Source organism: Kocuria massiliensis (genome assembly GCF_900169715.1).
GTDB classification, from domain to species: domain Bacteria; phylum Actinomycetota; class Actinomycetes; order Actinomycetales; family Micrococcaceae; genus Rothia; species Rothia massiliensis.
In genome coordinates, this window is the sequence record NZ_LT835161.1 from 82463 (window position 1) to 108522 (window position 26060).

Consider the following 26060-nt stretch of genomic DNA (forward strand, 5'->3'; position numbering starts at 1 on the left):
CACGACGGATGAGCTCCTGATAGGGAGGAATACCTTAAGCCTTAGAGGCCGACGACGAGGGGGAAAAGCCCAAGAAGCCCCGGAACCACAGCGGTCAGGGCCAGTGAGGTGGCGAGGAAGGCACGGAAAACGTCGTTCTGACGTTCCTCCTCGGCATTGCCGACCACCAGTGTGCCCGCGATGTGGATCGGGTTCATGACCATCAGCCCGGAGGGGATCGCGACCGCCGCAACGATCCAAAAGATCGCTGGGGAATCCGCAAAGACACCAAAGACGAGCGGCATCGTCATGCTGAGAACCCCCAGTGCTGAAGATTCCACGTTGCAGAGAAGGGCCGTGAGATAAGCCAGAGCGAGAAGGACGAGAACGCCAGAGGCGGCTCCGTCCATGGCGGATTGAATCGCATCGAGGGTCCCGACGGAGCGGAGCAGGCCCAGATAGGTCAGGAGTCCGCCGATCAAGAGCACCGCGCCCCACGGGACCTGGGAGAACATGGCCTTTTGTGATGGTCGGAAGATCAGTTGGAGAAGCGCGGCCACAGCCATGGCGGTGAGTCCGACGTCGAACGTCAACACGACCACGCACAGGATAAAGACCGCCAAGCCCACCAGAGAGGCGACGGCGTACGGAACATTTTCGACGCGCCCTCCGGTAGCGTTTCTCTCCTCCACATGTGACGCCTGCGGTTCCACCAGCAGCTTTCCCCGGCGACCGAGGATTCCGAAGATGACTTGAAGAGCGGCGAGGGTCACGATGGTCACGATCAAGGTCACGAACCACAAGCCCCAGCCGGAGTACGTCACGCCGGCGTCGGCGGCAAGTTTTTGGACCGTGGCCCCTGTGGGATTGAGCGGGGACATTCCCAGGCTGACGGCACCGATGATGACGCCCAAGGCGTTGATCAAGTACGTTCCCCGATACTTCACGGAGATAAACGCGATCAGCGGCACCAGAATTGCGACGGGACCAGAACTGAAGATCCCAATCGTTGAGAGAAAACCGCCCAGGACAAAACCGACCCAGGGAATGAGAGCCTTACGCTCACCGACCACACGGAAGGCGCCGTCGATGACCCATCGAATCGACCCGCTGATTTCGAGGTGGCTGAACATCAGGGAGACGCCGATAATCAGCACCACGAGGCTCGCGGGGAAGTCCTGATAGATCTCTTTGGTCGGGATGCCCGCCGCTAGCACCAGAATCAGCCCGGCTCCCAAGGAGAGCGTCCCAATGTTGACCTTTTTCCAGATGGCCAGCACCAGCACCACGAGCAGGAGAACTAGGGAAAGCGTTTGGGGAGTGGTCACTCGTTCTCCTGATGTGTGGGAGGTCAAAGACTTAAATGCATAAGCAAGCTAACTACTTGGCACTGCGTCGGGCAAACCGTAATGCGAGATGGACCGTGGAGGCACCCGGCTGGCGTGATTCTTTAGACTAGTCAGGTGAATCCTGAGCCTTCCCACCCACAGTCCGACGCGACCTCCGAGCCCTCCGCCGCTGCGAGCACCGGGCCGGGCCTGAATCGTCAGATTGTGCGGCTGGCGCTACCGGCCTTCGGCGCCTTAATTGCGGAACCCCTCTTTATCCTCGCGGATACCGCGATCGTGGGTCATCTGGGTACTCATCAACTTGCTGGCCTTTCCGTGGCGGGAACAGTGGTTCAGACCGTGATCGGCCTGATGATTTTCCTGTCATATTCCACGACGCCGGCCGTCGCCCGGTTTTTCGGGGCCGGGAAGCTCGCCGCGGCTTATGAGAAGGGCCGGGATGGGCTGTGGGTGGCCTTGGCGCTGGGCATCGTCCTCGCCGTCGTGGGTTGGATTCTGGCCCCGACCGTGTTGGCCGCAATGGGAGCCGAAGGGGCAACTCTCGACCACGCGATTGACTACATGCGCTGGTCAATGCCGGGATTGCCGGGAATGCTGATCGTTTTGGCGGCCCTGGGGGTCCTTCGTGGACTCCAGGACACCAAGACGCCGCTCTACGTCGCGGGCGTAGGGGCGGCCGTCAACGTCGTGCTCAACTGGCTGCTCGTTTTCCCCGGTGGTTTGGGTGTTGCCGGTTCCGCGATGGGGACCTCGTTGGTGCAGTGGGGAATGGCGGCCGTCTATCTGGTGATGATCGTTGGCGGTTCTCGCAAGCACGGCGTCCGTTGGGGCACGTCGTGGGCCGGCGTCGGTTCGATCTTGTCCGTGGGCTCGTGGCTCATGCTCCGAACGGCTGCGATGAGGGCGGCCATGATGCTGACCATCTTCGTGGTGACCCACCAGGGGCCAACGAATCTGGCGTCGTATCAGCTGACGATGTCGCTGTTCGGGTTCATGGCCTTCGGCTTGGATGCGTTGGCCATTGCCGCTCAGGCGCTCCTGGGCAAGGAGATGGGCGCCCGCGATGTGACGCAAGAAGCTGGCAGGCGGCAGGTGCGTCATCTAATGAACCGGCTTATTCGGTGGGCCCTCGGATTCGGAGTGATCACCGGGTTGATCTGCCCAATCATAGGCTTCGGTCTGGGCTGGGCCTTCACCCCCGACCTTGAAGTGCGGCACCTCTTTGCGCTGGCCATGATCATCGTGGCGATCGGGCAACCTTTGGCTTCGTACGTCTTTATTCTCGACGGCGTCCTCATCGGCGCCCAAGACGCCCGGTACCTTGCTCTGGCCTCGACGATCTCCTTGGTGGTGTATGCGCCCATCCTCGGCGCGGTCTACTGGGCGAGCGCGGATGCAGATCTGTCGATGGACACGTGGGGCTTCCTGTGGATCTGGATTGCATATGCCGGAGGGTTCATGGGGCTCCGCGCGCTGACGCTCGGGTGGCGTTCCCGAACCGATGTGTGGATTCGCGCGTGACGCGCTGACGCGGCGACGTCAGGGTCGTCGAGATCACCAACGCATAGTTCTTAACTTATGAAATGGTCGTGGATATACTTTCTTCAGATTTGAATCGAAGACCCGCGGGTGAACACCGGATGGGCAGTCGGGGAGGCCATCCGTGTTCGTTGCCCATCTGTTGATCGAAGTGCGTGAGGGCTTGGAACCGTCGCTTGGTGTCGGCACTTTGGTGGCCTGCGTCGTGAAGGCCAGACATTTTCTCAAGGTCATCTTCAGCCGACCGTATGACGGGCCATCGTGTGGTGTGCCGCTGACGCCGCTCGTCGCACGTTGGTCGGGCCGCTCTAGAGCCGTCATTTTCTTCGATTGAGATCAGTCTCTTCTTCCACGGGTCGGATCATCCAGTTCCGGCCATCAGTTTGTTTCACGAGGACAGCATGAAAATCACGAAATACCTTGGCGCCCCCACGGGTATTGCTCTCGCACTGGTTTTAGCCTCTTGCTCCAGTAACTTGTTCGGTGGTCACCTGGGGAACAACTCAGGTCAAACGGTGCACGTCACCATGGAAGATGACTCGTGTAAGACCGATTCCGCTTCGATTCCGGCAGGAAAGGTGACCTTCGAGATCAAGAACAACGGAAGCACACCCAATGAATTTGAGGTGCTCTCGGAGGACAAGCTCAAGATCGAGTCCGAGAAGGAAAACATCGGTCCGGGAAGCTTCGCGAGCCTGACGACCAGCCTGAAAGAGGGCATCTATTTCACGGCATGCAAGCCCAACATGGTGGGTGACTTCGTGGGTCTCACGAAATTTGAGGTGACCCCTGGCCAAGTCGGCGAGGAGACCGAAGACCAGAAGGGCGCAGAGAAGAAGGCCGTCCAGAATTACACCTCCTACGTCAAAGACCAGGTGGGCCAGCTCGTGAAAGCGACTCAGGACTTTATCGATGCCTACGTGGACGGCAATATCCAGAGTGCCCGTGAGCTGTACCCGCTGGCACGGCAGTACTACGAACGGATCGAGCCTACGGCCGGATCCTTCGGCATAGACGGGACCGGAGATCTCGCCCAAGCACTCGACCTCCGCCTTCAGGAACGCCTCAGCCAGCCGGGGGACAAGCCCTGGAGCCCTCAGCGTCTGGACGGTTGGACGGGCTGGCACCGCATCGAGGCGGACCTTTACTCCGCACCGAATTCACCCTTCAGCTTCGGATCCCAGCTGGAGCGCCAGGCTGCGGCGGATCAGCTTGAGGGCTCGACCCACAAGCTCTATGACCTCGTGTACGGAAAGATCAAGGGAAGCGACGGCAAGTTCAAGCTCGAGCTCACCGAGATAACCTCCGGAGCGGCGGAGCTATTGAAAGAAGTTGCCAACGCCAAGATCGCCGGTGGGGAGGAAACCTTCTCGCACACGGACCTCTACAACTTCAAAGCCAACATCGAGGGGGCCGAGGTGGTCTACGGCAACGTCGAAGACATTATTAAGGCGAAGGATAAAACCCTCGCCGAACAGGTCGAAAAGGGCTTCAAGGCGGTCAACGATATTCTCCAGCGCCACACGGATGGCACAACCTCCGACGGCAAGGTGAAGTACGTGGACTACCGATCGATCGCCGAGGCGCAGGAAGAGGCTGGTGAGGTTCCACAGCCCGGGGACTACACAGCGGAACAGAAGGAATTATCCGGTGCTATCAATGCGCTCAGCGGGTTGATGTCTCGCGTTGCGGGAGTCATTCGATAAGAGGATCGGATGGGCAAGTCATCGCAAGAATGCGCCGAGTAGCCGAAATGCGAGCTCCTGCCTGAGTAGGTATCCGCAGCTTCGAAGGACGATTTTCTGCTCAGCTCCTCCGGTGACCTGCAGGGAGGCGCGATGGTCGAGCAGAAGCTTTTTGCCTCGTCAGATGGTCCATTCGTGGACCATCTGCATGATGTGGTCTAGCGAAACACTCCCCTTGCGCTGCTAGCATGTTGCGCAGGACACGGGGTGCCCCCACGGCGGGGCTGAGAGAAGACCCGTAGAACCTGCATCAGTTAGCACTGGCGAAGGGATTGTCCGTGGGGCATTCGATGCCCTGCACTCCCGACATGAGCGCTCGTTCATGTCGCGGGCCTTCGCCTCGATCCGAGAGGCAGAGCATCATGACCGAAACATCCGAGACCGTGCGTGGTACGTCGATACCCCTGAACGAACAGGTCGTCGTCGTCACGGGAGGGGCCAGGGGCCTCGGCCTCGCGATCAGCAGGGCCTTTCTTCGGGAAGGGGCGCGCGTGGTTGTGGGATATCACCGAAGTGGCGACGCCGCACATCGTCTAGCCGAAGAATTCCCGGAACGCGCGCGGGCGGTGCATCTCGACGTGCGTGATCGTGAGCGAGCCTTTGCCCTTCCCGAGGAGATCCGAGGACTCTTCTCGGACGACCCGACCACGTTGGTCAATAACGCGCTTCTCGACTTCAGCTTCAACGGCGACGCTCGGCCCCACGCCATCGACATGACTCCCGACGTCGTCCAAACGCAGGTGGATGGTTCGGTGATGGGCCCGCTAGCCATGATTCAAGCCCTGTACCCCGGCATGGCGCAACGAGGGTGGGGCCGCATCGTCAATATCGGGACGAATCTGTTCCAGAACCCTGTGGTTCCTTACCATGACTACACCGCGGCCAAGGCGGCGTTGCTCTCTCTGACCCGTACGTTCTCACACGACCTCGGACCCGACGGCATCACCGTCAACATGGTCTCCGGAGGACTACTCCGCGAAACGGACGCGAGTTCGGCAACACCGACGGAGGTCTTCGACGCGATCGCCCAGAGCACCCCGTTGCGACGCGTGACGACTCCGGAAGAGCTGGCCGACGCCGTACTCTTCTTCGCGTCCCCGTGGGCTCGGGCTGTTACCGGCCAAAACTTGATGGTGGACGGGGGCTTGGTCAAAGGATGAGCGTGGCCAAGAAACAGGTGCACCTAAACCTCTTCATCTACGGTTGCGGTCACCACAACGCAGCGTGGAGAACTCCCGATTCGGCGGTGGAACGGCTCGGTGACATCGAGTACTACGAGGAGCTTGCACGACTTGCCGAAAATGGCACCTTGGACGCGGTGTTTTTCGCCGACGGTCAGTCGCTCCGGGCGGATTCGGCGGAACGCACGCCGTCGTGGTTCTTGGAACCGCTCACCACCCTGACGGCGTTGGCGCGGGCTACCTCGAACATCGGTCTGGTCAGCACCGTCTCGAGTTCCTTCTACGAGCCATTTCACGCCGCCAGGTTGCTTGCGAGCCTGGATCACATCAGTTCCGGGCGCGTCGGCTGGAACGTCGTGACGTCCATGTTCGACGCCGAAGCTCGAAACCACGGGAAGGAACGGCTTCCGGAGCACGCGGAGCGCTATGCCCGGGCCGAAGAGTTCATCGATGCCGTGCAAGCCCTGTGGGATTCGTGGCCCCATGCCTCGATTCGTGCGGATCGAAACGGCAAGTATCTTGACTCGGAAGCCATCCACTCAATTGACCACCGCGGTGAGTACTTCACCGTGGCCGGTCCACTGAACGTTCCCCAACCCCCGCAAGAACGGCCAGTGCTCTTTCAGGCGGGATCCTCGGATCCCGGGCGAAACCTGGCGGCGCGAAGGGCAGAGGGGATCTACGCCGTCGCCTACGACCTCGAGCAGGGGAAAGCGTACCGCTCTGACGTGCGCGCTCGAGCCGAGGCCGCGGGGCGGAACCCTGATGAACTGGTCGTGATGCCTGGGCTCGTCCCCTATGTGGGACGGACCCTCGACGACGCCGAACGCACGCGAGATCGTCTCGACGCACTTCTACCGGTGGAAGCCTCGCTCCAGCAGTTGGGCGGATTCATCCATCGCGATTGCTCCGACTGGGATCTCGACGAGCCGGTTCCCGAACTGGCGCCGCTCGAGGAATTCACCGGTCCGCAGGGGCGCTACGCAACGATTCTGCGGATTATCGAGGTGGAGCAACCGACCGTACGCCAACTTCTGGGGCGGTTGGCGGCCGGTGGTGGGCACTGCACGATGATCGGCACCCCGGAAACCATTGCCGATCAAATCGAGCAGTGGCTCGACGAAGGCGCGGCCGATGGATTCAACCTGATGCCGCCTCAGCTTCCCCAGAGCTTGGACGATTTCGTGGAGCTGGTGATTCCGGAATTACGACGTCGTGGCCGGTTCCGAGACGTGTATCAAGCCTCAACGTTGCGGGGGAACCTGGCGGGCTAGGAGAACGACGACTCGCCTCAACGGGCGCGGTTCCTTAACTTGTCAGTCGGGGTTTCTAGGCTGGTGAATACCTCCTACAGACTATCGAGCAAGAGGACTGGACCATGATGAGCCAACGCCATGTCGACGAATCCATCTGGGCACGCATTGAGGATCTTTCTCTCGTATCGCGCGCAGAGGCCTTAGCAACTGCGGCGCACGAGGGGCAGAAAGATCAGGCTGGGAATAGGTACATCGATCATCCCCGGAGAGTCGCCGGGTATGTGGCCAGAAGGTGCGAGGAGCGGGGCGTGTTTGGCTATGAGGCCAACGTTGCCGTGGCCGCGGCGTGGCTCCACGACGTCGTGGAAGATACTTCCGTGACCGAGGCTCAACTGCGTGAGTTTTTCCCGGAGCACGTGGTCGACGCCGTCGTGGCAGTGACCAAGCTTCCGGGCGAAACCACCGAGGAGTATTTCGCCAAGGTCCGTTCCGTTCCCGCAGCCGTCGTCGTTAAGGAGTCGGATGTGGAAGACAACACCGACCCTCAACGCACCGCCCTGCTCGGCAAGGAAACGCGAGAACGGTTGGCGGTGAAATACGGCCGGGCCAAGGAGCTTTTGAAAGCCTCCTGACCCGGCCGTATGAGCGTGTGTTAGGCGGTCGCCTGGGCCTCGCTCGGCTCCACGGTGACGCGGATGTTCTTCATCAAGGGCTGCTCGCTCTGCGTGCTGTAGTCTTCGATGCCGATCAGCACATTCATCTCGGGCATGTATCCCGCGGCGCTACCCTGCGGCAGGTTGTAAGCCAACGCATGGTACTTTTCGAGCCGCCGGTGCACTCCCGTTTTGGAGGTCGCGGTGATATCCACGAGGTCGCCTTGTTGGATACCGCGGGAGCGCATGTCGTCGGGGTTCATGAAGATCAACGTGCGCAGGTTCTTGATGCCTCGGTAACGGTCGTTATTCGAGTAGATCGTGGTGTTCCACTGATCGTGAGAGCGCATGGTTTGCAGAATCAGCGATTCGCCATCCGGTACGACGTCGGGCATCTCAGCGTGAGAGAAGTTCGCGTAGCCGGTGGACGTCTTGGAGAAATCTAGCTCTCGAGCCGGCTGGTGAATGCGGAATCCGTGCGGCAGGCGGACCCGGCGGTTGAAGTCCTCGAAACCGGGGAGCACCTCCTGCATGGTGTCTCGGATGGTGTCGTAATTTTGCGCGTACTCTTCCCACGGGGTTGCGGAATTGGGGAGCGTGGCACGGGCCATTCCGGACAGGATGGCCGGCTCCGACATGAGGTACGGCGAAGCCGGGCGTTTCATGCCGAAGGAATGGTGAACCATCGACATCGCGTCCTCGACCGAGACACACTGTTCCCCGGACTTTTGAATGTCCTTCTCGGTGCGACCCAGGCAGGGGAGGATGAGGGCATTCTTGCCGTGGACGATGTGGCTACGGTTGAGCTTGGTGCTGACCTGGACGGTCAAATCAGTGTTGCGCAGGCCCTGCGCGGTCAGCTCGGTATCCGGTGCCGCCAAGACAAAATTTCCGCCCATGCTCACGAACACCTTGACCTTGCCCTCGACCATCCCTTCGATGGTGGTGACGGTATCCAGGCCGTGTTCGCGCGGAGACGTGATGCCGCAGACGTCGTCGAGCTTATCGAGGAATTCCGCGGTGGGTCGGTGATCGATACCGCAGGTGCGGTTACCTTGCACGTTGCTGTGGCCGCGAACCGGTGAGGGGCCCGTTCCCTCGCGGCCAATATTGCCGCGCATGAGCAAGAGGTTGACGATCTCGCGGACGGCGTCGACGCCGTGTTCATGCTGCGTCACGCCCAGGCACCACGAGATGACCGTTTTCTCGGCGTTCCGGTACAGCTCCGCAACCTGGAGGATCTGAGCCTTCAACAGTCCGGTTTGGCGCTGCAGCTCGTCCCAGGACGTTTCATTGACGATGCGCTGGTATTCCTCGAAGCCGTGCGTGTGCTTGTCGATGAACTCCCGATCGATGGCTTGAGCATCATTCGGGAGGCGCTCGAACAGGGCCTTGGCGATTCCGCGCATCAACGCGAGGTCTCCGCCCGGACGAACCTGAACGTTCATCGAGGTGGTGTCGGTGACCTTATTCATCGCCATCTGCCCGATTTCGTGGGGCACGATGGTTCCGTTGGATGCGGCTTCGACGAGGGGATTAATGTGGACGACCTTCGCGCCCCGACGCTCGGCGTCGGCCAGAGCCGTGAGCATGCGCGGCGCATTGGACGCGGCGTTATTGCCCATGATGAAGATGAGGTCAGCTTTGTCCCAGTCCTCGAGGTCCGAGGTTCCTTTGCCGGTTCCGAGGGATGCTTGCAGGGCTCGGCCGGAGGCCTCATGGCACATGTTGGAGCAGTCCGGCAGGTTGTTCGTGCCGAATTCACGGGCCCATAACTGATAGAGGAACGTCGCTTCGTTGCTGAGGCGCCCTGACGTGTAAAAGGAGGCCCCATCCGGGGAGTCGAGACCACGGAGCGTTTCGCCCACCAGAGCGAAGGCGTCGTCCCATTCGATGGGGACGTAGTGGTCGGTCTCGGCGTCGTAGACCATCGGCTGAGTCAGGCGGCCGACGTTCTCCAGCGCGTAGTCCGTCCACCCTTCCAACTCGGTGACGGTGTGCTGGGCGAAGAATTCCGCGGTGGTGCGCTTGCGCGTCATTTCCCAGGTGGTGTGCTTGACGCCGTTTTCGCAGAGATCCAGCTTGAGTCCGTGCTGATCGTCGGGCCAGGCGCAACCCGGGCAGTCGAATCCACCATTTTCCTGATTCATGGTGAACATCGCGCGCGTGCCGAGGACCGGCTCACGTTGCGTCATGAGAACGTTTGCCACGGAGCGTGCCGCACCCCATGCGGCGGCCGGGTGCTCGTAGTCCTCCTGGGAGTAGGGCCTCTTGGTGCGAGGCCCGTAGCCGAACTGGCCCTGTTCGCCGTTGCGATTGATGGTGGTGACGACCTTACCGCTGTCTCGACCGGCGTTTTCCCGGCTCAAAGGTCCGTCGTGTTGGCCTCGTTCGCTCGCTGTTTCGTCCGTCTGAAGTGCCACGTTATTCTCCTCGCCCCGGTGTGTGGCAAGCACATTCGATGCAGATACATCGTTTTGCTTGCTAACTTCAGGGTACACAGAGGCAGGGGGACACGCACCAGGGGCGAAGGGAAGCGCTTCCGCCGTTAGTCGATGGAGTCGATGAGCTCTTGGTGCACGGTGGTGTCTCCCGTGAGCTCGGGGTGGAAGGAAATCCCCACGATTTTTCCTTGACGCACGGCAACGACTTCGCCCCCGTGTTCGGCGAGGGTTTCCACGCCCGGCCCCACGCGTGTCACGATCGGGGCCCGAATGAAGGCGGCCCGCACGGAGTCGGCGGCGGATCCCTTCCATTTCACGGTGACTTCGGCGGATTCGACCTGCGAGCCAAAGGCATTGCGGGAGACTCCGACGTCGAGCACGCCCAAGGACTGCTGGCCTGGGGCTGGGTCGTCAATGGTCGTGGAGACCATGATGAGGCCGGCGCATGTGCCGAGGGTCGGCAAGCCGTTGCGAATCGCCTCGATTAAGGGGTCTCGCAGGCCAAAAATTCTGGTCAGGCGGTCGATGGTCGAAGACTCTCCCCCGGGGAGAACCAACGCATCCACCTCCGTGAGTTGTTCGGGGCGCCGCACCAGCGTGACGGACGCGCCGAGGTGGCCTAGCATATCCGCATGCTCGGCCACCCCGCCCTGAAGAGCCAGGACCCCTACTGTGGGACGACGCATCGTCGTTACCAGCCGCGCTCGGCCAACCGGTGCGGCGCGGGCAGGTCGCCCACGTTGATGCCTACCATCGCCTCGCCGAGTCCCCGAGAGGCGTCCGCGACGGCTTGAGCGTCGTCGTAGTACGCCGTGGCCTTAACGATCGCTGCCGCACGTTCGGCAGGATTGCCGGACTTGAAGATTCCGGAGCCCACGAAGACGCCGTCGGCGCCGAGCTGCATCATCATCGCGGCATCGGCAGGGGTGGCCACGCCGCCCGCGGTGAAGAGGACCACGGGCAAGGAGCCGGTGCGTGCGACTTCCAGAACGATGTCGTACGGAGCCGCCAGCTCTTTGGCCTTGACGAACAGGGAATCCGGCGACGACGCGTAGGCCGCTTGGAGTTCCGCGATCTGTGCCTTGATGGTGCGAATGTGCTTGGTGGCTTCGGAAACGTCGCCGGTACCGGCCTCGCCCTTGGAGCGGATCATAGCCGCGCCCTCGGCGATGCGACGCAGGGCCTCTCCGAGGTTGGTGGCTCCGCACACAAACGGCACGGTGAAATTCTGCTTGTCGATGTGGTTGACGTAGTCGGCCGGGGAAAGGACCTCGGACTCGTCAATGTAGTCAACCTTCAGCGCTTCCAGAACCTGGGCTTCCACGAAATGGCCGATGCGAGCCTTCGCCATCACAGGAATCGAGACCGTATCGATGATCTGCTCGATCAAATCCGGGTCGGACATGCGGGCGACGCCGCCCTGGGCACGGATGTCTGCGGGTACGCGTTCGAGGGCCATGACGGCCACGGCGCCGGCATCTTCGGCGATGCGGGCCTGCTCGGGGGTCACGACGTCCATGATGACGCCTCCCTTGAGCATGTCTGCCAAACCGCGCTTAACCAGCGGCGATCCGGTACGGGAAGTCTGAGAAGTCTGCGTTTCGGTCATGCGATCCATCTTTCATTCCCCGATGGACCAAAGAAAGGGCCAGATTTATAAGAAAAAATTGGTCCAGTTGCCGGTGGCGCGAGCGTCGACCCGCGGGGGCCTTCCCGTGGTGGTCGGTCGACCAAAGGGCCATCGACCGACACACCACGGGAATTCCAACCTCAGGGCTATGCCCCGGCGGAAGTGTGGGCCTCCTGATCCGTGGTGGTCCGCCGGGCCTTTCGGTCCAACGCGTAGCTGGTAAGGAAGAGCGCCACGACGGAGAGTGCAATGCCCGCGATGATGAGGACCTTGCCGCCTCCGAGTCCGAGCCAACCCAGGTAGAGACCGATGATGCCGTAGTCAGAATCGCCGAACGTCGCATTGGCTGTTCCGATATCGCCCAGGAGGGGCAGGAGCAACAGCGGAACCAGGGTAATCAAGACGCCGTTCGCAAAGGAGCCGAGAACCGCCCCTCGGCGACCGCCGACGGCGTTGCCGATGACACCGGATGCGCCGCCCGTCATGAAGTGCGCGACGATGCCGGGAATGATGACCGCCGTGCCCAAAGCGCCCATGAGGCCCATGCCCAGCAGGCCCGCTACGAGGGAGGACAAGAAGCCCACCATCACCGCATTCGGAGCGAAGGTGAAGGTGATGGGCACGTCGAGAGCGGGCTTGGCATTCGGGACCATGCGCTCTGAAATGCCTTTGAAGGCCGGCACGATTTCCGCCAAGATCACTCGCACGCCCGCCAGGATGATGAAAACACCCGCGGCAAATTTTCCGGCAGAGATGATCGCCCAGAGAATGTAGTTCTGACCGTCGGAAATCTCATCCTGCACGTACGAGGGACCAGCAAACAACGCGACGATCACGAAGATCAGCCCCATCGAGAGAGCAACGACCACGGTGGAATCGCGGACAAAACCGAGGGACTTGGGAACCTTGAGTTTTTCCGTGGAATGTTCCGGATTTCCACCAGTGATCGATGCGACGAGTCCGGACAACGCAATGCCGAAACCACCCGTGTGGCCAAGAGCAACGGTGTCGTTACCGGTGACCCGCCGCATAAAGGGCTGGACGATTGCGGGCGAAACCGTGGTGATCACCGCTTCGGCAATCGAGCCCCAGAGAATGGCTTCCCAGGTGCTGAACCCAGCCACGATGAGGATTACCGCGATCATCGCCGACTGATAGAGCGCGACGTGGCCCGAGAGATAGATGTACTTGAACCGAGTGATGCGCGCGAACACGACGTTGACGATCATCCCAAAGAAGAAGATCAATGCGGCGGCCGTGCCATATTCCTGCAGGACCGGGCCCACGATGGCTTCGTTATTTGGCACGACCCCTTGGACGCCGAAGACCTCGGAGAACATTCGACCAAAGGGGTCCAAGGAATCGACGATGACTGCCGCGCCGGCCGACAGCACGAGGAAGCCGACGAACGTCTTGATCGTGCCTTTCATCAGATCGGTGCCGGACTTCTTCTGGAGCACGAGACCCAGGAGAGCTATCAGTGCGACGAGGATCGCGGGTTGGGAAAAGACTTGTACGAGAACCTGAAGTGCGCTTGCCATGACCTATACCCCCGCCGTCATTCGTTGCTCATGGAAATGTTGAGCCGTTCGCAGGTCTGGCGAACCTTCTCATTCAATTCGTCTTGGTCGATGATCGAATCGAGAATGACGACGTCGTCGAAACCGGACACGGAATTCTCGAGATCGCGGCCGACGAAGAAGACGTCCGCGTCCTCGGGCGAGGCGGACCCCAAGTCGGCGTGGGAGACCTCGACGCCTTGGGCGCCGATCGTCTTGAGCGCATTCTGGATGTTTAACTCGACCATGAAGGAACTCCCCAAGCCGGAGCTGCACAGTGCCATGAATTTCATGAGATGACCTTTCGTTGGATGGTTTGAATTAGGGGGCTTCAAAGAGGGCGATGATGTCCTCGGCTTGGGAGGCGCCGGTCAGGACGTCGCGTTTCTGGGGATCCATCAGGACCGCGGCCAGTTCGCGGAGTGCGTCTTGATGCGAGGTGGCGTCGGCTGCCGCCAGAAAAAGAACCGTGCTCAACGGGTGGTCCGGGGCATCGGCTAACAATGTGGGTTGTCTCAGCGTCAGGAGCGAGAGGCTGGTGGTGAGGGCGCCCGCCTCCGGCCTGGCGTGGGCGAGGGTGACACCAAACCCGAGATCCATATAGGTGCCGCCCGGTTCCTGAACGGTCTGGACGACCCGGTCCACGTAGGTCTCGAGGACGGACCCATCGGCCACCAGGGGTGCGGCCGCGAGCCGGATGGCTTCCTCCCACGTGAGGGACTCGGCGACGGAAATGCGATCCGGGGTGAGAATGTCGTGGATCATGGCTGGTCCTTTCCAGCAGAAGAGTGACTGATATAGGTGAAGGTGGGGGAGGCCTGCGCGTCCGCGTAGATGGTCTCGGTACAGACTTCCGCGTGGGCGGCGTCGCCGTAGATCCTCATGAACGTACTGAGCCGGATGGTGGTAGGCACCAGTCCCAAATGGTCAGCATCGTTGCCTGAAACTTCCACGATGCGAGTGGTCGCTTGCCCAATGCGTGGAGTGAACGCGAAGTCGTGGGACAGCACGGCTTGTAAAGACTGATCGGCGAGGTCATACGTTAAGAGGCCGCGGTATTTCCGAGCATCCAGCCAGCACCGCGTGAGGTGGTCCACCCGGCCTTCGATACTTCGAAGCCTGTCCAAACGCACGACCTCGGATCCGGCGGGCACATGAAGAGTTTGGGAAATTCGAGCCGAAGCGACGACGACGTCCTGGAACAACACGCTGGAGGACACATGGAACCCTTGGTCACGCATTTGAGTGAATAAGCCGCGGGAATCGACGAGTTCATTCGGATGACTGGTGTCGCCGTCGCGGGCGCAAACAAACGTTCCTCGGCCTTGCTGGCGCGTGAGGATGCCTTGCTGGACGAGCTCGTGAATGGCCCGTCGGACGGTAATTCGACTCACGCCGTAGCGCTCGCAGAGTGCGGACTCGGGAGGCAACGGCGTTCCGGCGGCCTCTCGACCGAAGTCGGACGCGATGGCGGCTTGCACATACTGATATTTCGTAGCTCGCGCCGAACGGGCCGTGCTGTCCCTTGTCATGCCGAAGCCTCTCCATTGATGCCTTCAGTACAAATCATCATAATCTTCAATACTGAAGTACAGGTAGAGTTTTTGAAGAAAATCGAGGGAGCCGTTCGCTGTCCTCCTAGAATGGCTCCATGCCTCGGTCTCGCGCTACGCCCGATCTACCGCTTCGCATCCGCCGCGGTTCTGGTCCTCTTCCCACTCAGATCGTGGAGCAAATGCGCGCGCTGGTGACTTCCGGCGGGTTGCGTCCGGGGGATCCGGTGCCTTCGACGCGCTCTCTCGCTCATCGACTCGGCATTTCCCGAGGGTCCGTCAGCACTGCCTATGATCAGTTGGCCGGCGAGGGATATCTCGTGGCCGATCACGGGAGTACCTACATCACCCCCGACCTTCCGAGCCCGACGACGAGCGAGCCTCCACGGGTCCCCGGTAATTCGGTGGTCCCGCGAGACGGCAAGTCTGGGGACCTCGCGGAGGTCGAATTCGACATCCGGCCCGGGACCCCCGACACCTCAGCATTGACGACGACGACCTGGCGGGCCGCGTGGCGTTCGGCCGCCGCTTCGCCGAGTCTCGGGTACGGCGCCCACGGTTCGGCGGAATTGCGCTGGCGGCTGACCGAATATTTACGGACCATGCGTTCCGTGACGGCGGCCCCCGAAGACGTGCTGGTCACCGCTGGCGCGCGCGACGGTCTGCGGTTGTTGCTGACTGCGTTCTCCAGGAAGTTAGGGCGCCGGTTGACGGTCGCCGTCGAGGATCCGGGCTATCCGTCCCTGCACCGCGTTCCCGAAGCGCTCGGGCATCGAGTGGTTCCGATTCCCTTGGATGGGCAGGGCCTCAATCCCACCTACCTGCCGACGGGGTCCGTCTCGGCATCCGATGGCAGCGCTAGGCCTGACATCGTCCTGGTCACGCCGTCGCATCAATACCCGCTAGGAGCGTCCATGCCGGTGGCTCGTCGCTTGGAGCTGATTCGGTGGGCACGCGAGCACGAGGCGATCCTCGTCGAGGACGACTACGATTCCGAACTTCGCTATGTGGGTGACCCTCTGCCGGCCTTGGCCGCCCTGGATACCAAGGATGCGGCAGGTGGTGGGTGCGTGGTGACGCTCGGCTCCTTCGCCAAGATTCTGACGCCCGGGTTGGGCTTGGGGTTTGTGCTGATGACGCCGCAAATTCGTGACGACTTGCTGAGCCTGAAGCACGACGCCGGAGCGCCCGTTTCGGGAATCGTGCAGGACGCGATGACACAGTATTTAGCCGCCGATGGTTTGCGGCGTCACACGGCTCGGATGCGGCGCGAATATCGACGACGTCGTGACCTATTAGCCCACGTTCTTGCTCCCGGGGAGCTTCCCCCTGAGACCACCGTCCGGCCGATGGACGGCGGCCTCCATGCGGTCTTGGAATTGCCCGCCGATGCGGACGAGCAAGCCCTCGTCGATGCGGCGCGGCGACAGGGCGTGGCGGTTTCGGGGCTGAGTGGATATTGGAACCACGGGGGTAAACGTCCCGGGCTCGTCGTGGGCTTCGGCGGCCTGAGTGAAGCCCGACTACACCGGGCCCTGATCCTTCTGCGGGGAGTCCTCCGGTCACATCACTGATGTGGGCGGCGTCGTTTTCCGTGTCCGGCGTGGACGGATAAGCTGAAATCCCGCCGTCTATGCGTGAGAACCTGACCTAATTCGCTTACGGCGTCGTGTTCCCGGTCCGTCGAAAGGCTCCCCGCCGAATGTCCGCTCCCGCGCCCACCCCGTCCGTTCAAGAACTCCGTGCCCTATTTGGCCCGGTGCTTCTTCGCGCCATGATCTACCTGGCCTTCGGATTGACGACGGTCTTTTGGCAGGAGCCCACGCTGACGGTCGTGCGCTGGGGGATCGGACTGTTCATGATCCTTCAGGGCGTCGCGCTGATCTACATGCAGCGCAGCCTCACCGAACGAGCCTGGGGACATGGGAATACACACAGCCGGGTGATTCAGTCCTACGCGATCCTGTACTTGGTGGGCGGGGTCGCGACCACGGCCTTCTCGGGATCGTTGCCGATCCTGGTCCTCGTGGTCGGACTGATCTTCTCGATCGGTGGGGTCACGGAGTTGCTTCAAGGATTCCGGGCCACCGGTACTTCTGCTATGGCGAGGGACTGGAAAATCGCCGGTGTGGTGACATTCCTAACGGGCATCGTCCTGTTCATGATCGGTGATCTCGGTCCCAAGGCCGCATTCGGGATCACCGGAGGTGGCGCGATCATCGTGGGAATCTTCATGGTTTTGGCGGCCTTGACCTTCCGACACGACGCCGCCAGCGCGGATTCGGCGAAGCTCGACACCTAGCCGAAACCCCCCGTTGCACGTCCGGGCCGCTTGATCGGCACCGTAGACTGGAGGAGCATCGCGACGAAGCAGGAGGAACACACGTGGCACAGCGCCCCAAGCGCGGAATCAAGGCCGATATCAAGGGACCCCTCATCATCGCGGCGGTCCTGGCCGTCGTCGCATTCGTGGCCGTCACGATTTTCGCCACCGGTGGTACCAATAATCAGCCCGAGTTCCGGTTAGCCCTTTCGGTGGCCGGATGCGTATTTGTCGTGACCCTCGTGGTGTGCGCGACGCTGATCATCGTGGAAAAGCCCAACGATGAGGAGTTGGGTCAGGGGACGGGCGTCAACCGACGTTCCGCCGATCTCTACGCCGCGGCCAAGGCCCGAAAGGACGCCCGTGAGCGGGAAGCCCGGGAACGGGAGGCCAAGGAGCGTGGTGAGGAATCTTCGAGCTCCAGCGGCTCGGAAGAGTCAGGCCCGCAATACGGCAAGCGCGCCCACCCCGAAGAGCACAACTAGGCCTCAGGGGCTGGGCGTCCCGTCGTACGACGACGCACGATCTGGTACGCCGCAAGAACCACCGCAAAGCTCAACCCCGAAAGTAAGAGTTCCCAGCGTGTGTCCGGGTTGATCGCCATGAAGACGAGGACCCCGACGATCCACGCCATCGTGAGATAGCTCAGCCAGGGATGCCCCCACATGCGAAATTTGGGTTCAATTCCTCGCTTCGAAAACCGCCGTCGCACGGTGACCTGCGCTAATACGAGCAAGAAGTAATAGATCAGGCAGACGGCGCCCGAGGAATTGATGAGAAACAGGAACACCTGCTCGGGAAAGAAATAGTTAGCGATCACCGATAGGTAGCTGACGATCGTTGCCGCGACGATGGCTCGGGCCGGAACCTTACGCCGGTTAACCTTTGTGAGAAACGTCGGGGCATCGCCGTGTCGGGAGAGCGAAAAGAGTACGCGCGAGGTGAGGTACAGGCAAGAATTCAGGGAGCTCAGGACGGCCGTCAGCACCACGACCTCCATCACGACGTCGGCATACGGGATTCCGACGGCGCTCAGAGCCAGCGCGAATGGACTCCTGACCTGCGCTCCCGACATCGGTGTGTTCCACGGGATGAGGCAAATGATGACCGCGATGGACAGCACATAGAAGAAGAGGATTCTGTAGGTGACCTGTCGGGTCGCTCGGGCAGCGTACTTGGCGGGGTCCCGCGATTCGGCCGCCGCGATGGTTGCGATCTCCGCACCGGCGAAGGAAAACAGCACGGTCACGGACCCCACGACCACAGCGCCGCCGCCAGCGGGGAAGAACCCTCCGTGATGCGTCAGGTGGCTGAGGCCCGGTGAATGGCCGAAGAGGCCCAATAGGAACACGGCGCCCACGACCAGGAAGAACACGATCGCGACGATCTTGATCGAGGCGAGCCAGAATTCCGTTTCGGCGTAGATGCGAACCGAGATGACGTTGAGCAAGGTCATGACCACGATCAACCCCAGGCAGAGCGCCCAGTTGGGCACGTCGGGAAGGAACGTTCCCACGATTCCCGCGCCCGCCACGGCCTCCACGGCGGCGACGATCACCCAGAAGTACCAGCACATCCAGCCCACAGAAAAACCCGCCCACCGGCCCAAACCGATGCGCGGGTAGTTCTCGATGCTGCGAGCTTCCGGAAGGAGCACCGCCATCTCTCCGACGGCTCGCATGATCAACGTCACGAGTACTCCGGAGAGGATGTAGCTGAGCAAAGCCGCTGGTCCGACCGTGTTCAGGACCGCCCCCGAACTGACGAAGAGGCCAGCGCCGATCACGCCTCCCAGTGCGATCATCGTGACGTGGCGGTTGGTCAGGGTATTCCGCAATTGCGGTTGGGGGTCGTGGTCCATAAGGAGAGATCTTACTCAGCCGGCGATGCCCTCCCGACCAGGGCTATCTCCCGAACCTGCGAAGTCGCAGCGAATTGAGCACCACGAACACCGAAGAGAATGCCATGGCGGCACCGGCGATCATCGGATTCAACAAACCGAGGGCAGCGACCGGAATCGCCACGACGTTGTATCCGAAGGCCCAGAAGAGGCTGGACTTGATGACCTTCAAAGTGGCCTGCGAGAGCTGGATCGACTGAACGATCGCACCCATCTCATTGCGCATGAGGGTGATGTCCGCAGCCTCGAGGGCGACGTCGGTGCCGGCGCCCATCGCGATGCCGAGGTCGGCACGAGCCAGAGCAGCGGCATCGTTGACGCCGTCGCCCACCATGGCGACCACATGGCCTTCCTCCTGCAAACGTGCCACTTGCTCGACCTTCATCTCAGGTGAGACTCCAGAGATGACGTCGTCGGGAGAGATGCCGACGTCACGTGCCACGGCGTGGGCCACCAGGTCGGCGTCGCCGGTGAGGAGGATCGGGCGAAGCCCCAGCGACGTCAATTCGGCAATGGTGCGGGCGGAGTCGGGTTTGGGCTCGTCCCGCAGTGCCAAGACGCCGGCCGCCAGGCCATTCACGGCGATGATGACGGCGATCGACCCCTCTTCCTGACGGCGAGTGAGCTCGTGTTCGACGACGTCCGTGACTTCGACGTCCATCGAGCGCAGCCACGAGGGTTTGCCGACGGCGACGTCGTGCAATGAGCCGTGAAGTGGGACGAAGCCGTGGACGCCGCCCCCTGCCGAACTTTCGAAGCCTTCCACGGCCGGCAAGCTGTCGGTGAGCTGCCGTGCGGAAGTGGCAATCGCGCGGGCAATGGGATGCTCCGAGGCATTCTCGACGGCGCCGGCCAACGTGAGGAGATCGTCGCGGTCGAACGACGCACCCTCGGTGACATGGACCGAACCTAACGAGAGCTCCCCGCGGGTCACGGTGCCGGTCTTGTCCATCAGGATGGTGTCCGTGCGCCGGGTGTCCTCGAGAACCTGCGCAGACTTAATGAGGATGCCCATTTGCGCGCCGCGACCGGTGCCCGTCAGTAACGCCGTCGGCGTCGCGAGACCTAGGGCGCAAGGGCACGCGATGACCAAGAGGGAGACGGCGGCGATGAAGGCCGGGGTCAACTCGCCGCCGATGCTCCACCACAGAACGAAGGTCACGACGGACAGTGCGAGCACCACAGGCACAAAGACGGCCGAAATGCGGTCTGCCAAACGGGCGACGGGGGCCTTCGATGATTGCGCGTCGGCGACCAGACGACCCATCTGAGCCAGCGTCGTCTCGGAACCGACGCGCGAGGCTCGAACCACCAGGCGGCCGCCGGTATTGAGGGTCGCGCCGGTGACGTCGCTCCCCGGCGAAACCTCCACGGGTACGGACTCGCCGGTCAGCATGGATTCGTCCACCGCCGAATCGCCGAGGACCACCGTTCCGTCCGTGGCGACCTTCTCGCCCGGGCGGACCACGAAGAGGTCGCCGGTGCTCAACCGGTCAATCGGGAGGCGGGTTCCGCTGGAGTCGTTCTGATCCCGCAGGACCTCGACGTCGCGCGCCCCCATATCGAGGAGCTTGTGTAGTGCCTCGCTCGATCTGGACTGCGCCCTCGTTTCGAGAAACCGACCCAGCAGCAAGAACAGCGTGACCACCGCGGACGACTCAAAGTACACCTGGTGGGAGGACATGCTCATCGCCTCGCCGAAGTGCGCGTGCGCCGTCATCATGGGGTCCGCCACGAGGCGAATCAGCGAATAGATGTACGTGATGGCGACGCCGAGGGAAACCAGGGTGTCCATCGTGGAGGCGCCGTGGCGGGCCGAACGTGCCGCGGTGACGTGGAAGGGCCAGGCCGCCCAGGTGGAGACCGGCAGGGCGAGGAGCGCTGCGACCCACCCCCAGTGCGGGAATTGGAGTCCCGGGATCATGGAGATCGCAAACAGGGGGATGGTGAAGATCAGCGCTACCCAGATGCGACGCTTGAGCACCTTCTCCGGGGGCATGGCCATGGCGTGACCTTGGTGATTCTCCTGATGGCCGGAGCTGCTGGGGGTGTCCTCATCCCGTGGCGCGTCGTCGTTATCAGAGGTGGCTCGCGAACCATGCCCACCGGGGCGCCGCAAGGACGGGATATACCCGGCCTTGCGGACGGCCTCCAGGACTTCCTCATCGGGAAGATCCTCCGGGACGGTCACACGGGCAGACTCGAGCGGAAGGTTGACGCTGGCCTCGACGCCGTCGAGCTTTCCGAGTTTGCGTTCCACGCGTCCCACACACGAAGCGCAGGTCATGCCCTCGATCGAGAGATCAAGGACGCGGGTTCCGGTGCGGTCGAACGGTTCTGTGGAGGAGGAGTTTTGGGGTGACATGGTGCCTTCCCGAGGGGGTGAGAAAAAGGTGTGGACTAGGCGAGGGAGTACCCGGCTTCGTCGACGGCTGCTCGAACGGCGGCCTCATCGAGGGGTCCCTCGTGAGTGATGGTTACGGGGGAGACCCCGCCGGCGGTGAGGTCCACCGTGACGTCGGTGACATTGCCGATCTCCTGGAGTTCCTCCGTGACGGAAGCGACGCAGTGGCCGCATGTCATGCCCTGGACGGAAATATCGGTGGTGTTCATGGAGATTCCTTTCTGAGAGAGGGCTTAGCTACGAACCAAGCGGGTGATGGCCGCGGTGGCTTCGGCGATTTTTTCGTCGATGATCGACTCGTCCCCGCCTTCCGACGCCGCCCGAACTGCTCCGACGACACAGTGGCCGAGGTGTTCGTCCAGCAAGCCGACTGCAACGGCGTTGAGCGCTTTATTGATTGCGGATATCTGGGTGAGGACGTCAATGCAGTATTGGTCTTCGTCGATCATCCGTTGAATTCCGCGCACTTGACCTTCCACGCGACGCAGCCGCTTGAGGTACGCCTGCTTGTCATGCGTATACCCGTGAGGGGCGGTCGTCGCGTCGGCGATGGTCTGGTTATCGGTTTCGCTCATAGGGCCAATTTATACCCCCAGGGGGTATTGGTCAAGGGTGTAAAAAACTGGGATGAACACGGCGTCTTCCCCGGTCGGAGAGAAGCGGAGCCGTCTTTGTGGGAGAGTTGACCCATGGCTTCAAAGATTGAGGACTACGCTCTGCTCACGAACATGAGCACCGCCGCGCTCGTTTCCCGTGAGGGATCCGTCGATTGGTTCTGCCCGCCAAGGTTCGATTCCGAGGCGGCCTTTGCCGCACTCCTCGGCAACGACGACCACGGACGGTGGCTCATGGCCCCAGCCGCCGCAGTCTTTCCTCCTGCGGATAGCGACGCGACTCAGGGCGACCAACCGGCCGCCCGCGTCGCGGAACGCTTCTACGGGGAAAACTCTTTCGTGCTCCACACCGTGTGGGTGACCGAGACGGGCTCCGTGCGCGTCACGGACTTCATGCCGCTGGGCAACCGGGCCGAAATTTCCCGACGCGTCGAAGGGCTGACGGGCGAGGTCACGATGCACCAGGAGCTCGCCCTGCGCTTCAATTTTGGGCGCACCGTCCCGTGGGTGACCAGGTACGACGGCGCCCCGGACCCGCAGACCGGCTACCCGAATCCGGACGAAGGCATGCTCGTCGCGATGGCCGGACCCGACGCCCTCGTGTACCGAGGCGACCCCATTCCTGAGGCGGTGCATCGCTGCCATGCTGGGCAGTTCGATATTTCCGCCGGTCAGGTGCGGGATTTCTCCCTCTCCTACTTTGCGTCCCATCGGAACCCGCCGCCGCCCGTGGACTTTAACGATTCCTTGCATCGCACTGCCGATCAGTGGAGCGAATGGTCGGATCAGTTCAATGACCCTACGGAACCCGTTCAGGTCAGCACCGGCCCTGTGCCCACCACCACGGCCATGCCGATGGTCAGCGCCACCACCGGAGCGGTACCGATGGGCGCCGTCGACGACGAAAAACAGGAGCGACTCCAGGAGTACCGCGAGGCTCGGTTGCGTTCCTTGCTGGTGATTCGCGGGCTCATTAATCGCGAAACCGGTGGGCTCGTTGCCGCGCCCACGACGTCCCTCCCCGAAGTCATGGGCGGACAGCGCAATTGGGACCACCGATTCTGCTGGTTGCGCGACGTCGCGCAGGCCGTGGAAGTGGCCATAACGCACGATCACGACCGCGAAGCCTCGCAGTTGCGCAACTGGCTACTGCGCGCGATCGCCAACGATCCGACGCGCTTGCACAACGTGTACGGCGTGGCGGGCGAAAGCGATGACTTCGAGCGCAAGATCGAGATCCCCGGCTATGAAGGTTCTTCGCCCGTGCGCCGGGGAAGTGGTGCGGCGACGCAGCTCCAGGGAGATGCCATGGGCCAGCTCATGATCACTCTGGAAAAGCTACGCCGACTGGGATACACCGAAGACCACCTCTCCTGGCCGCTTCAGCAGGCCTTGCTGGGTTCGGCCGTGGAACATGTGGGTGAAGAGGACCAAGGGATCTGGGAGATGCACGGAGGGACCCACGTATATACGCATTCCCAGATCATGCTGTGGGCAGCCCTCCAGGCGGGAATCCGAGGCGTTCGGGTCCATGGCCTGGCAGGCGACGCCGAACGCTGGGAGGCCGCCCGAGACCGTCTGGCGGACCAGATTTGGGCCCACGGATTCAACCGTGAACTGAATTCCTTTGTGCAGTACTACGGTGGCACGACCGTGGATGCCGCACTCCTGAACATCGGCCACACCGGTTTCGTCGAATTTGACTCCCCGGAACTACGCGGCACGGTGGAGCGTATCGAGCAAGAGCTCGCCGCGGGTGGGGAACTCATCTACAGGTACCGCAACGCCGATGGCCTGGATGGCTTCGAGGGGCAAGACAACCCCCACTTCGCGTCGTCGTTGTGGCTCGCGGAACAGCACTTCCGAGCCGGTGAGGTCGAGCGGGGCCGGGCCGTGCTCGACGCCGTTTTGGACCGCTCCAACGATGTCGGTCTCTTCTCCGCGGAATACTCGGTGCGCGGTGATCGCATGACCGGCAATTTTCCGCAGACTCTGGCCCACATTGCGTTGGTGTCTGCGGTGGACGCCGCCTTGGAAGCCATGAACTAGGAGTGGTCTGAGGCTTCACCACCCGACGGGCCCCGATCCGCTGGGGAGAGTTCGATCGTGCGATCCACGCGGATTCGTTCCAGGAACGCCTCGTCGTGACTGACGACGACGAGGCAACCGTGGAATGAATCCAGGGCACCCACGAGCCAGTCCACGGTCGCCATGTCCACGTTATTCGTCGGCTCGTCGAGCAAGAGAAGTTTCGGGGCCGGCGCGGAGAGCAGGATCCGTGCCAGGGCCACCCGGAAACGTTCACCGCCCGAGAGTTCCTGGACGGGGGCGAATACTCGGTCACGGCGGAACAGTAAGCGAGCTAAATCGTCTCTCAATCGTTGTTCCTTGGCTCCAGGATTGGCAGCGGCGACGACGTCGAGCACCGTGTGGTGAGGCTCGAGTTCGATGTTCTGCGGGAGATACCCCACGGGGGTTATCCGCCGAACCACCTGATATGTGCGTTCCATCCCGGGGTAGACCGTGGGAAGGTGTGGGCCTGGGCCGTGGGCCTCGACGATCGTGCGCAGCAGTGTGCTCTTTCCAGACCCGTTGCGGCCGGCAATTCTCACGTGCTCTGAACCCGTGACGATGACGTGGCGTTCCTCGGTCCCTAGAACGTCGCCGTCGTGCGGTTGTTGGTCCTCGATAAGTTGTAATTCCAACGTCGTGGAGCCGTGACCGACCGCCGTGTCCGGGAGATCGAGGTACACCGATGCATCGTTTCTGAGAGAGTCTTCCGCTTCGACGAGTTGCGCGTGCGCGGCCTGTTCCCTGGCGGCCAGCGTGGCTCGGGTTTTGGCTGCGGAGATTTGGGAGGCCATCTTGTCGTTGTTCATCGCGATGGGCGGCTTGCGATGGTTTTCTTGGAATTTTCTGCCGCGTCGCTCATCCCTGAGTTGTTTCGTCTGCTGGGCGATGCGCTCGCGCTTCTCCCGGGCGAATGCGGCCTCGGCCTCCCGGAGGTGGCGTTGGGCCACGGCTTCGGCGGCCGCAGCGGCTTCTTCCCACTCGGAGAGGTTTCCCGGCGTGTGGGTCAGGGTCGATGCGGACGAATGCGGTGAGGCGGGACGCAATTCGCTGATCGTGGCGCAATGGTTGAGGAGTTCACGGTCGTGGCTGATGACCAGCGTCGGAGTCGTTTGCCGTAGCTCTTCCAGGAAACTGAATAATTGCGCACGCGCGGGTCCGTCGAGATTATTGGTGGGTTCGTCCAAGATGACGGCTTCTGCGTGAGCCAATCTCAGACCGACGAGTGCCGCCCGTACAGCTTGACCGCCTGAAAGGGTGGACACGAGTCGGTCGAGTGCGACGTCGTCCAAACCAGCCCGGTGCAATTCGGCCTCGGCCCGCTCGGCGATATCCCAGTCGGAGCCGATCGTTTCAAAGGTTTCGACGGCGACGTCGCCCCTGGCCACGGCGTCGATGGCGTGGAGAATCTGGGCGATTCCGAGCAACTCGGCCACTGAGGTGGAGGAGGATATCCCCAGATCCTGACGAAGGATCGAGACTCGGCCGGGAACGCGAACGAAGCCCGTCGACGGTTCGAGATCCCCCGTCAGCAGGCGAGCGAGGGTCGATTTTCCGGAGCCGTTGGAGCCGATCACCCCGTGCAGTCCGGGACCATACGTTGCGGTGATGTCGGTGAGGCATTCGGCGCCGTTAGGCCAGGTCAGGCCGATACGGGTTAAAGAAATATGAACTTGGGTAGGCATGATGCATCCTTCTCAGCGTGAATGGCGGCTGAGCGGACGCGGCGTCTCACTCAGCTGATGGCGGAGACGAATGCACTCTTCACGAAGGATCCCATGTTCGGCGACAGAAACGCGTCCACCGTAGCACAGGAGCTGTTTGTGGGCTCTTGGGTGGTGGTTGGCGGCCGGGGGGCTTT

23 protein-coding genes and 1 riboswitch are annotated in these 26060 nt (G+C 62.0%); of the genes, 10 read left to right on the forward strand and 13 right to left on the reverse strand.

Annotation, left to right across the window (positions count from 1 at the left end):
* Nucleotides 1-41: 41 nt before the first annotated feature.
* Entirely contained in the window at nucleotides 42-1307 is a 1266-nt protein-coding gene (locus tag B9Y51_RS04675; protein WP_158088252.1) for an SLC13 family permease, read from the reverse strand.
* 135 nt (nucleotides 1308-1442) lie between these two features.
* Here B9Y51_RS04675 and B9Y51_RS04680 point away from each other — a divergent pair, with 135 nt between their 5' ends.
* From B9Y51_RS04680 to B9Y51_RS04705, 6 genes are all read left to right on the forward strand, one after another.
* The gene (locus B9Y51_RS04680) at nucleotides 1443-2849 is read left to right on the forward strand and encodes an MATE family efflux transporter (RefSeq protein WP_085528973.1); all 1407 of its coding nucleotides are present in this window, start codon (nucleotides 1443-1445) and stop codon (nucleotides 2847-2849) included.
* A 142-nt stretch (nucleotides 2850-2991) separates the two neighbouring features.
* Entirely contained in the window at nucleotides 2992-3201 is a 210-nt protein-coding gene (locus tag B9Y51_RS04685; RefSeq protein WP_085528974.1) for a hypothetical protein, read from the forward strand.
* A 67-nt stretch (nucleotides 3202-3268) separates the two neighbouring features.
* On the forward strand, nucleotides 3269-4573 hold the full coding sequence (efeO, locus tag B9Y51_RS04690; RefSeq protein WP_085528975.1) for an iron uptake system protein EfeO: 1305 nt from the start codon (nucleotides 3269-3271) through the stop codon (nucleotides 4571-4573).
* 232 nt (nucleotides 4574-4805) lie between these two features.
* A riboswitch (TPP riboswitch) is annotated at nucleotides 4806-4902 on the forward strand.
* A 72-nt stretch (nucleotides 4903-4974) separates the two neighbouring features.
* Nucleotides 4975-5772 (forward strand): 3-oxoacyl-ACP reductase, encoded by a 798-nt coding sequence (locus B9Y51_RS04695; protein WP_085528976.1) that lies wholly within the window; start codon nucleotides 4975-4977, stop codon nucleotides 5770-5772.
* Complete coding sequence (locus B9Y51_RS04700) at nucleotides 5769-7067, forward strand: LLM class flavin-dependent oxidoreductase (RefSeq protein WP_085528977.1); 1299 nt, start codon at nucleotides 5769-5771, stop codon at nucleotides 7065-7067. Before B9Y51_RS04695 ends, B9Y51_RS04700 begins: the two co-directional genes overlap by 4 nt.
* Nucleotides 7068-7171: 104 nt before the next feature.
* The gene (locus B9Y51_RS04705; protein WP_238651336.1) at nucleotides 7172-7681 is read left to right on the forward strand and encodes an HD domain-containing protein; all 510 of its coding nucleotides are present in this window, start codon (nucleotides 7172-7174) and stop codon (nucleotides 7679-7681) included.
* Between the two features lie 20 nt (nucleotides 7682-7701).
* Here B9Y51_RS04705 and B9Y51_RS04710 read toward each other — a convergent pair whose 3' ends face one another.
* The 7 genes from B9Y51_RS04710 to B9Y51_RS04740 form a co-directional block, all read right to left on the reverse strand.
* Nucleotides 7702-10125 (reverse strand): FdhF/YdeP family oxidoreductase, encoded by a 2424-nt coding sequence (locus B9Y51_RS04710; RefSeq protein WP_245826066.1) that lies wholly within the window; start codon nucleotides 10123-10125, stop codon nucleotides 7702-7704.
* A 125-nt stretch (nucleotides 10126-10250) separates the two neighbouring features.
* Nucleotides 10251-10832 (reverse strand): pyridoxal 5'-phosphate synthase glutaminase subunit PdxT, encoded by a 582-nt coding sequence (gene pdxT / locus B9Y51_RS04715; RefSeq protein WP_085528978.1) that lies wholly within the window; start codon nucleotides 10830-10832, stop codon nucleotides 10251-10253.
* Nucleotides 10833-10837: 5 nt separating this feature from the next.
* Nucleotides 10838-11764 carry a pyridoxal 5'-phosphate synthase lyase subunit PdxS gene (pdxS, locus tag B9Y51_RS04720; RefSeq protein WP_425432059.1) on the reverse strand — a complete coding sequence of 309 codons (927 nt, stop codon included), beginning with the start codon at nucleotides 11762-11764 and terminating at the stop codon, nucleotides 10838-10840.
* A 158-nt stretch (nucleotides 11765-11922) separates the two neighbouring features.
* Entirely contained in the window at nucleotides 11923-13317 is a 1395-nt protein-coding gene (locus B9Y51_RS04725; protein ID WP_085528979.1) for a PTS ascorbate transporter subunit IIC, read from the reverse strand.
* A gap of 17 nt (nucleotides 13318-13334) precedes the next feature.
* Complete coding sequence (locus B9Y51_RS04730) at nucleotides 13335-13619, reverse strand: PTS sugar transporter subunit IIB (RefSeq protein ID WP_245826067.1); 285 nt, start codon at nucleotides 13617-13619, stop codon at nucleotides 13335-13337.
* 37 nt (nucleotides 13620-13656) lie between these two features.
* The gene (locus tag B9Y51_RS04735; protein WP_085528980.1) at nucleotides 13657-14100 is read right to left on the reverse strand and encodes a PTS sugar transporter subunit IIA; all 444 of its coding nucleotides are present in this window, start codon (nucleotides 14098-14100) and stop codon (nucleotides 13657-13659) included.
* Nucleotides 14097-14867, reverse strand: coding sequence for a GntR family transcriptional regulator (locus tag B9Y51_RS04740; protein WP_085528981.1), 771 nt, complete (start codon nucleotides 14865-14867; stop codon nucleotides 14097-14099). The genes B9Y51_RS04735 and B9Y51_RS04740 overlap by 4 nt, the downstream gene beginning before the upstream one ends.
* Before the next feature lie 119 nt (nucleotides 14868-14986).
* Here B9Y51_RS04740 and pdxR point away from each other — a divergent pair, with 119 nt between their 5' ends.
* The 3 genes from pdxR (at nucleotide 14987) to B9Y51_RS04755 (ending at nucleotide 17696) form a co-directional block, all read left to right on the forward strand.
* Nucleotides 14987-16462: a MocR-like pyridoxine biosynthesis transcription factor PdxR gene (gene pdxR, locus B9Y51_RS04745; RefSeq protein ID WP_085528982.1), complete on the forward strand. Its 1476-nt coding sequence runs from the start codon at nucleotides 14987-14989 to the stop codon at nucleotides 16460-16462.
* 128 nt (nucleotides 16463-16590) lie between these two features.
* Entirely contained in the window at nucleotides 16591-17190 is a 600-nt protein-coding gene (locus tag B9Y51_RS04750; protein WP_085528983.1) for a DUF308 domain-containing protein, read from the forward strand.
* 83 nt (nucleotides 17191-17273) lie between these two features.
* On the forward strand, nucleotides 17274-17696 hold the full coding sequence (locus B9Y51_RS04755; protein ID WP_048683187.1) for a hypothetical protein: 423 nt from the start codon (nucleotides 17274-17276) through the stop codon (nucleotides 17694-17696).
* Here the strand turns inward: B9Y51_RS04755 and B9Y51_RS04760 are convergent.
* From B9Y51_RS04760 to B9Y51_RS04775, 4 genes are read right to left on the reverse strand one after another with little or no spacing between them, the layout of a single operon-like run.
* Nucleotides 17693-19072 (reverse strand): amino acid permease, encoded by a 1380-nt coding sequence (locus B9Y51_RS04760; protein WP_085528984.1) that lies wholly within the window; start codon nucleotides 19070-19072, stop codon nucleotides 17693-17695. The genes B9Y51_RS04755 and B9Y51_RS04760 overlap by 4 nt on opposite strands.
* 43 nt (nucleotides 19073-19115) lie before the next feature.
* On the reverse strand, nucleotides 19116-21476 hold the full coding sequence (locus B9Y51_RS04765; RefSeq protein ID WP_085528985.1) for a heavy metal translocating P-type ATPase: 2361 nt from the start codon (nucleotides 21474-21476) through the stop codon (nucleotides 19116-19118).
* 35 nt (nucleotides 21477-21511) lie between these two features.
* A complete protein-coding gene (locus B9Y51_RS04770) occupies nucleotides 21512-21724 on the reverse strand; it encodes a heavy-metal-associated domain-containing protein (RefSeq protein WP_085528986.1) in 213 nt (70 codons plus the stop codon).
* A gap of 24 nt (nucleotides 21725-21748) precedes the next feature.
* Nucleotides 21749-22090 (reverse strand): metal-sensitive transcriptional regulator, encoded by a 342-nt coding sequence (locus B9Y51_RS04775; RefSeq protein ID WP_048683176.1) that lies wholly within the window; start codon nucleotides 22088-22090, stop codon nucleotides 21749-21751.
* 114 nt (nucleotides 22091-22204) lie between these two features.
* Between B9Y51_RS04775 and B9Y51_RS04780 the strand changes: the two genes are divergently transcribed.
* Complete coding sequence (locus B9Y51_RS04780; protein WP_085528987.1) at nucleotides 22205-24178, forward strand: glycoside hydrolase family 15 protein; 1974 nt, start codon at nucleotides 22205-22207, stop codon at nucleotides 24176-24178.
* Here the strand turns inward: B9Y51_RS04780 and B9Y51_RS04785 are convergent.
* Nucleotides 24175-25884, reverse strand: a complete 1710-nt coding sequence (locus B9Y51_RS04785; RefSeq protein ID WP_085528988.1) for an ATP-binding cassette domain-containing protein — start codon at nucleotides 25882-25884, stop codon at nucleotides 24175-24177. The two genes, B9Y51_RS04780 and B9Y51_RS04785, sit on opposite strands and share 4 nt — an antisense overlap.
* Nucleotides 25885-26060: the final 176 nt, after the last annotated feature.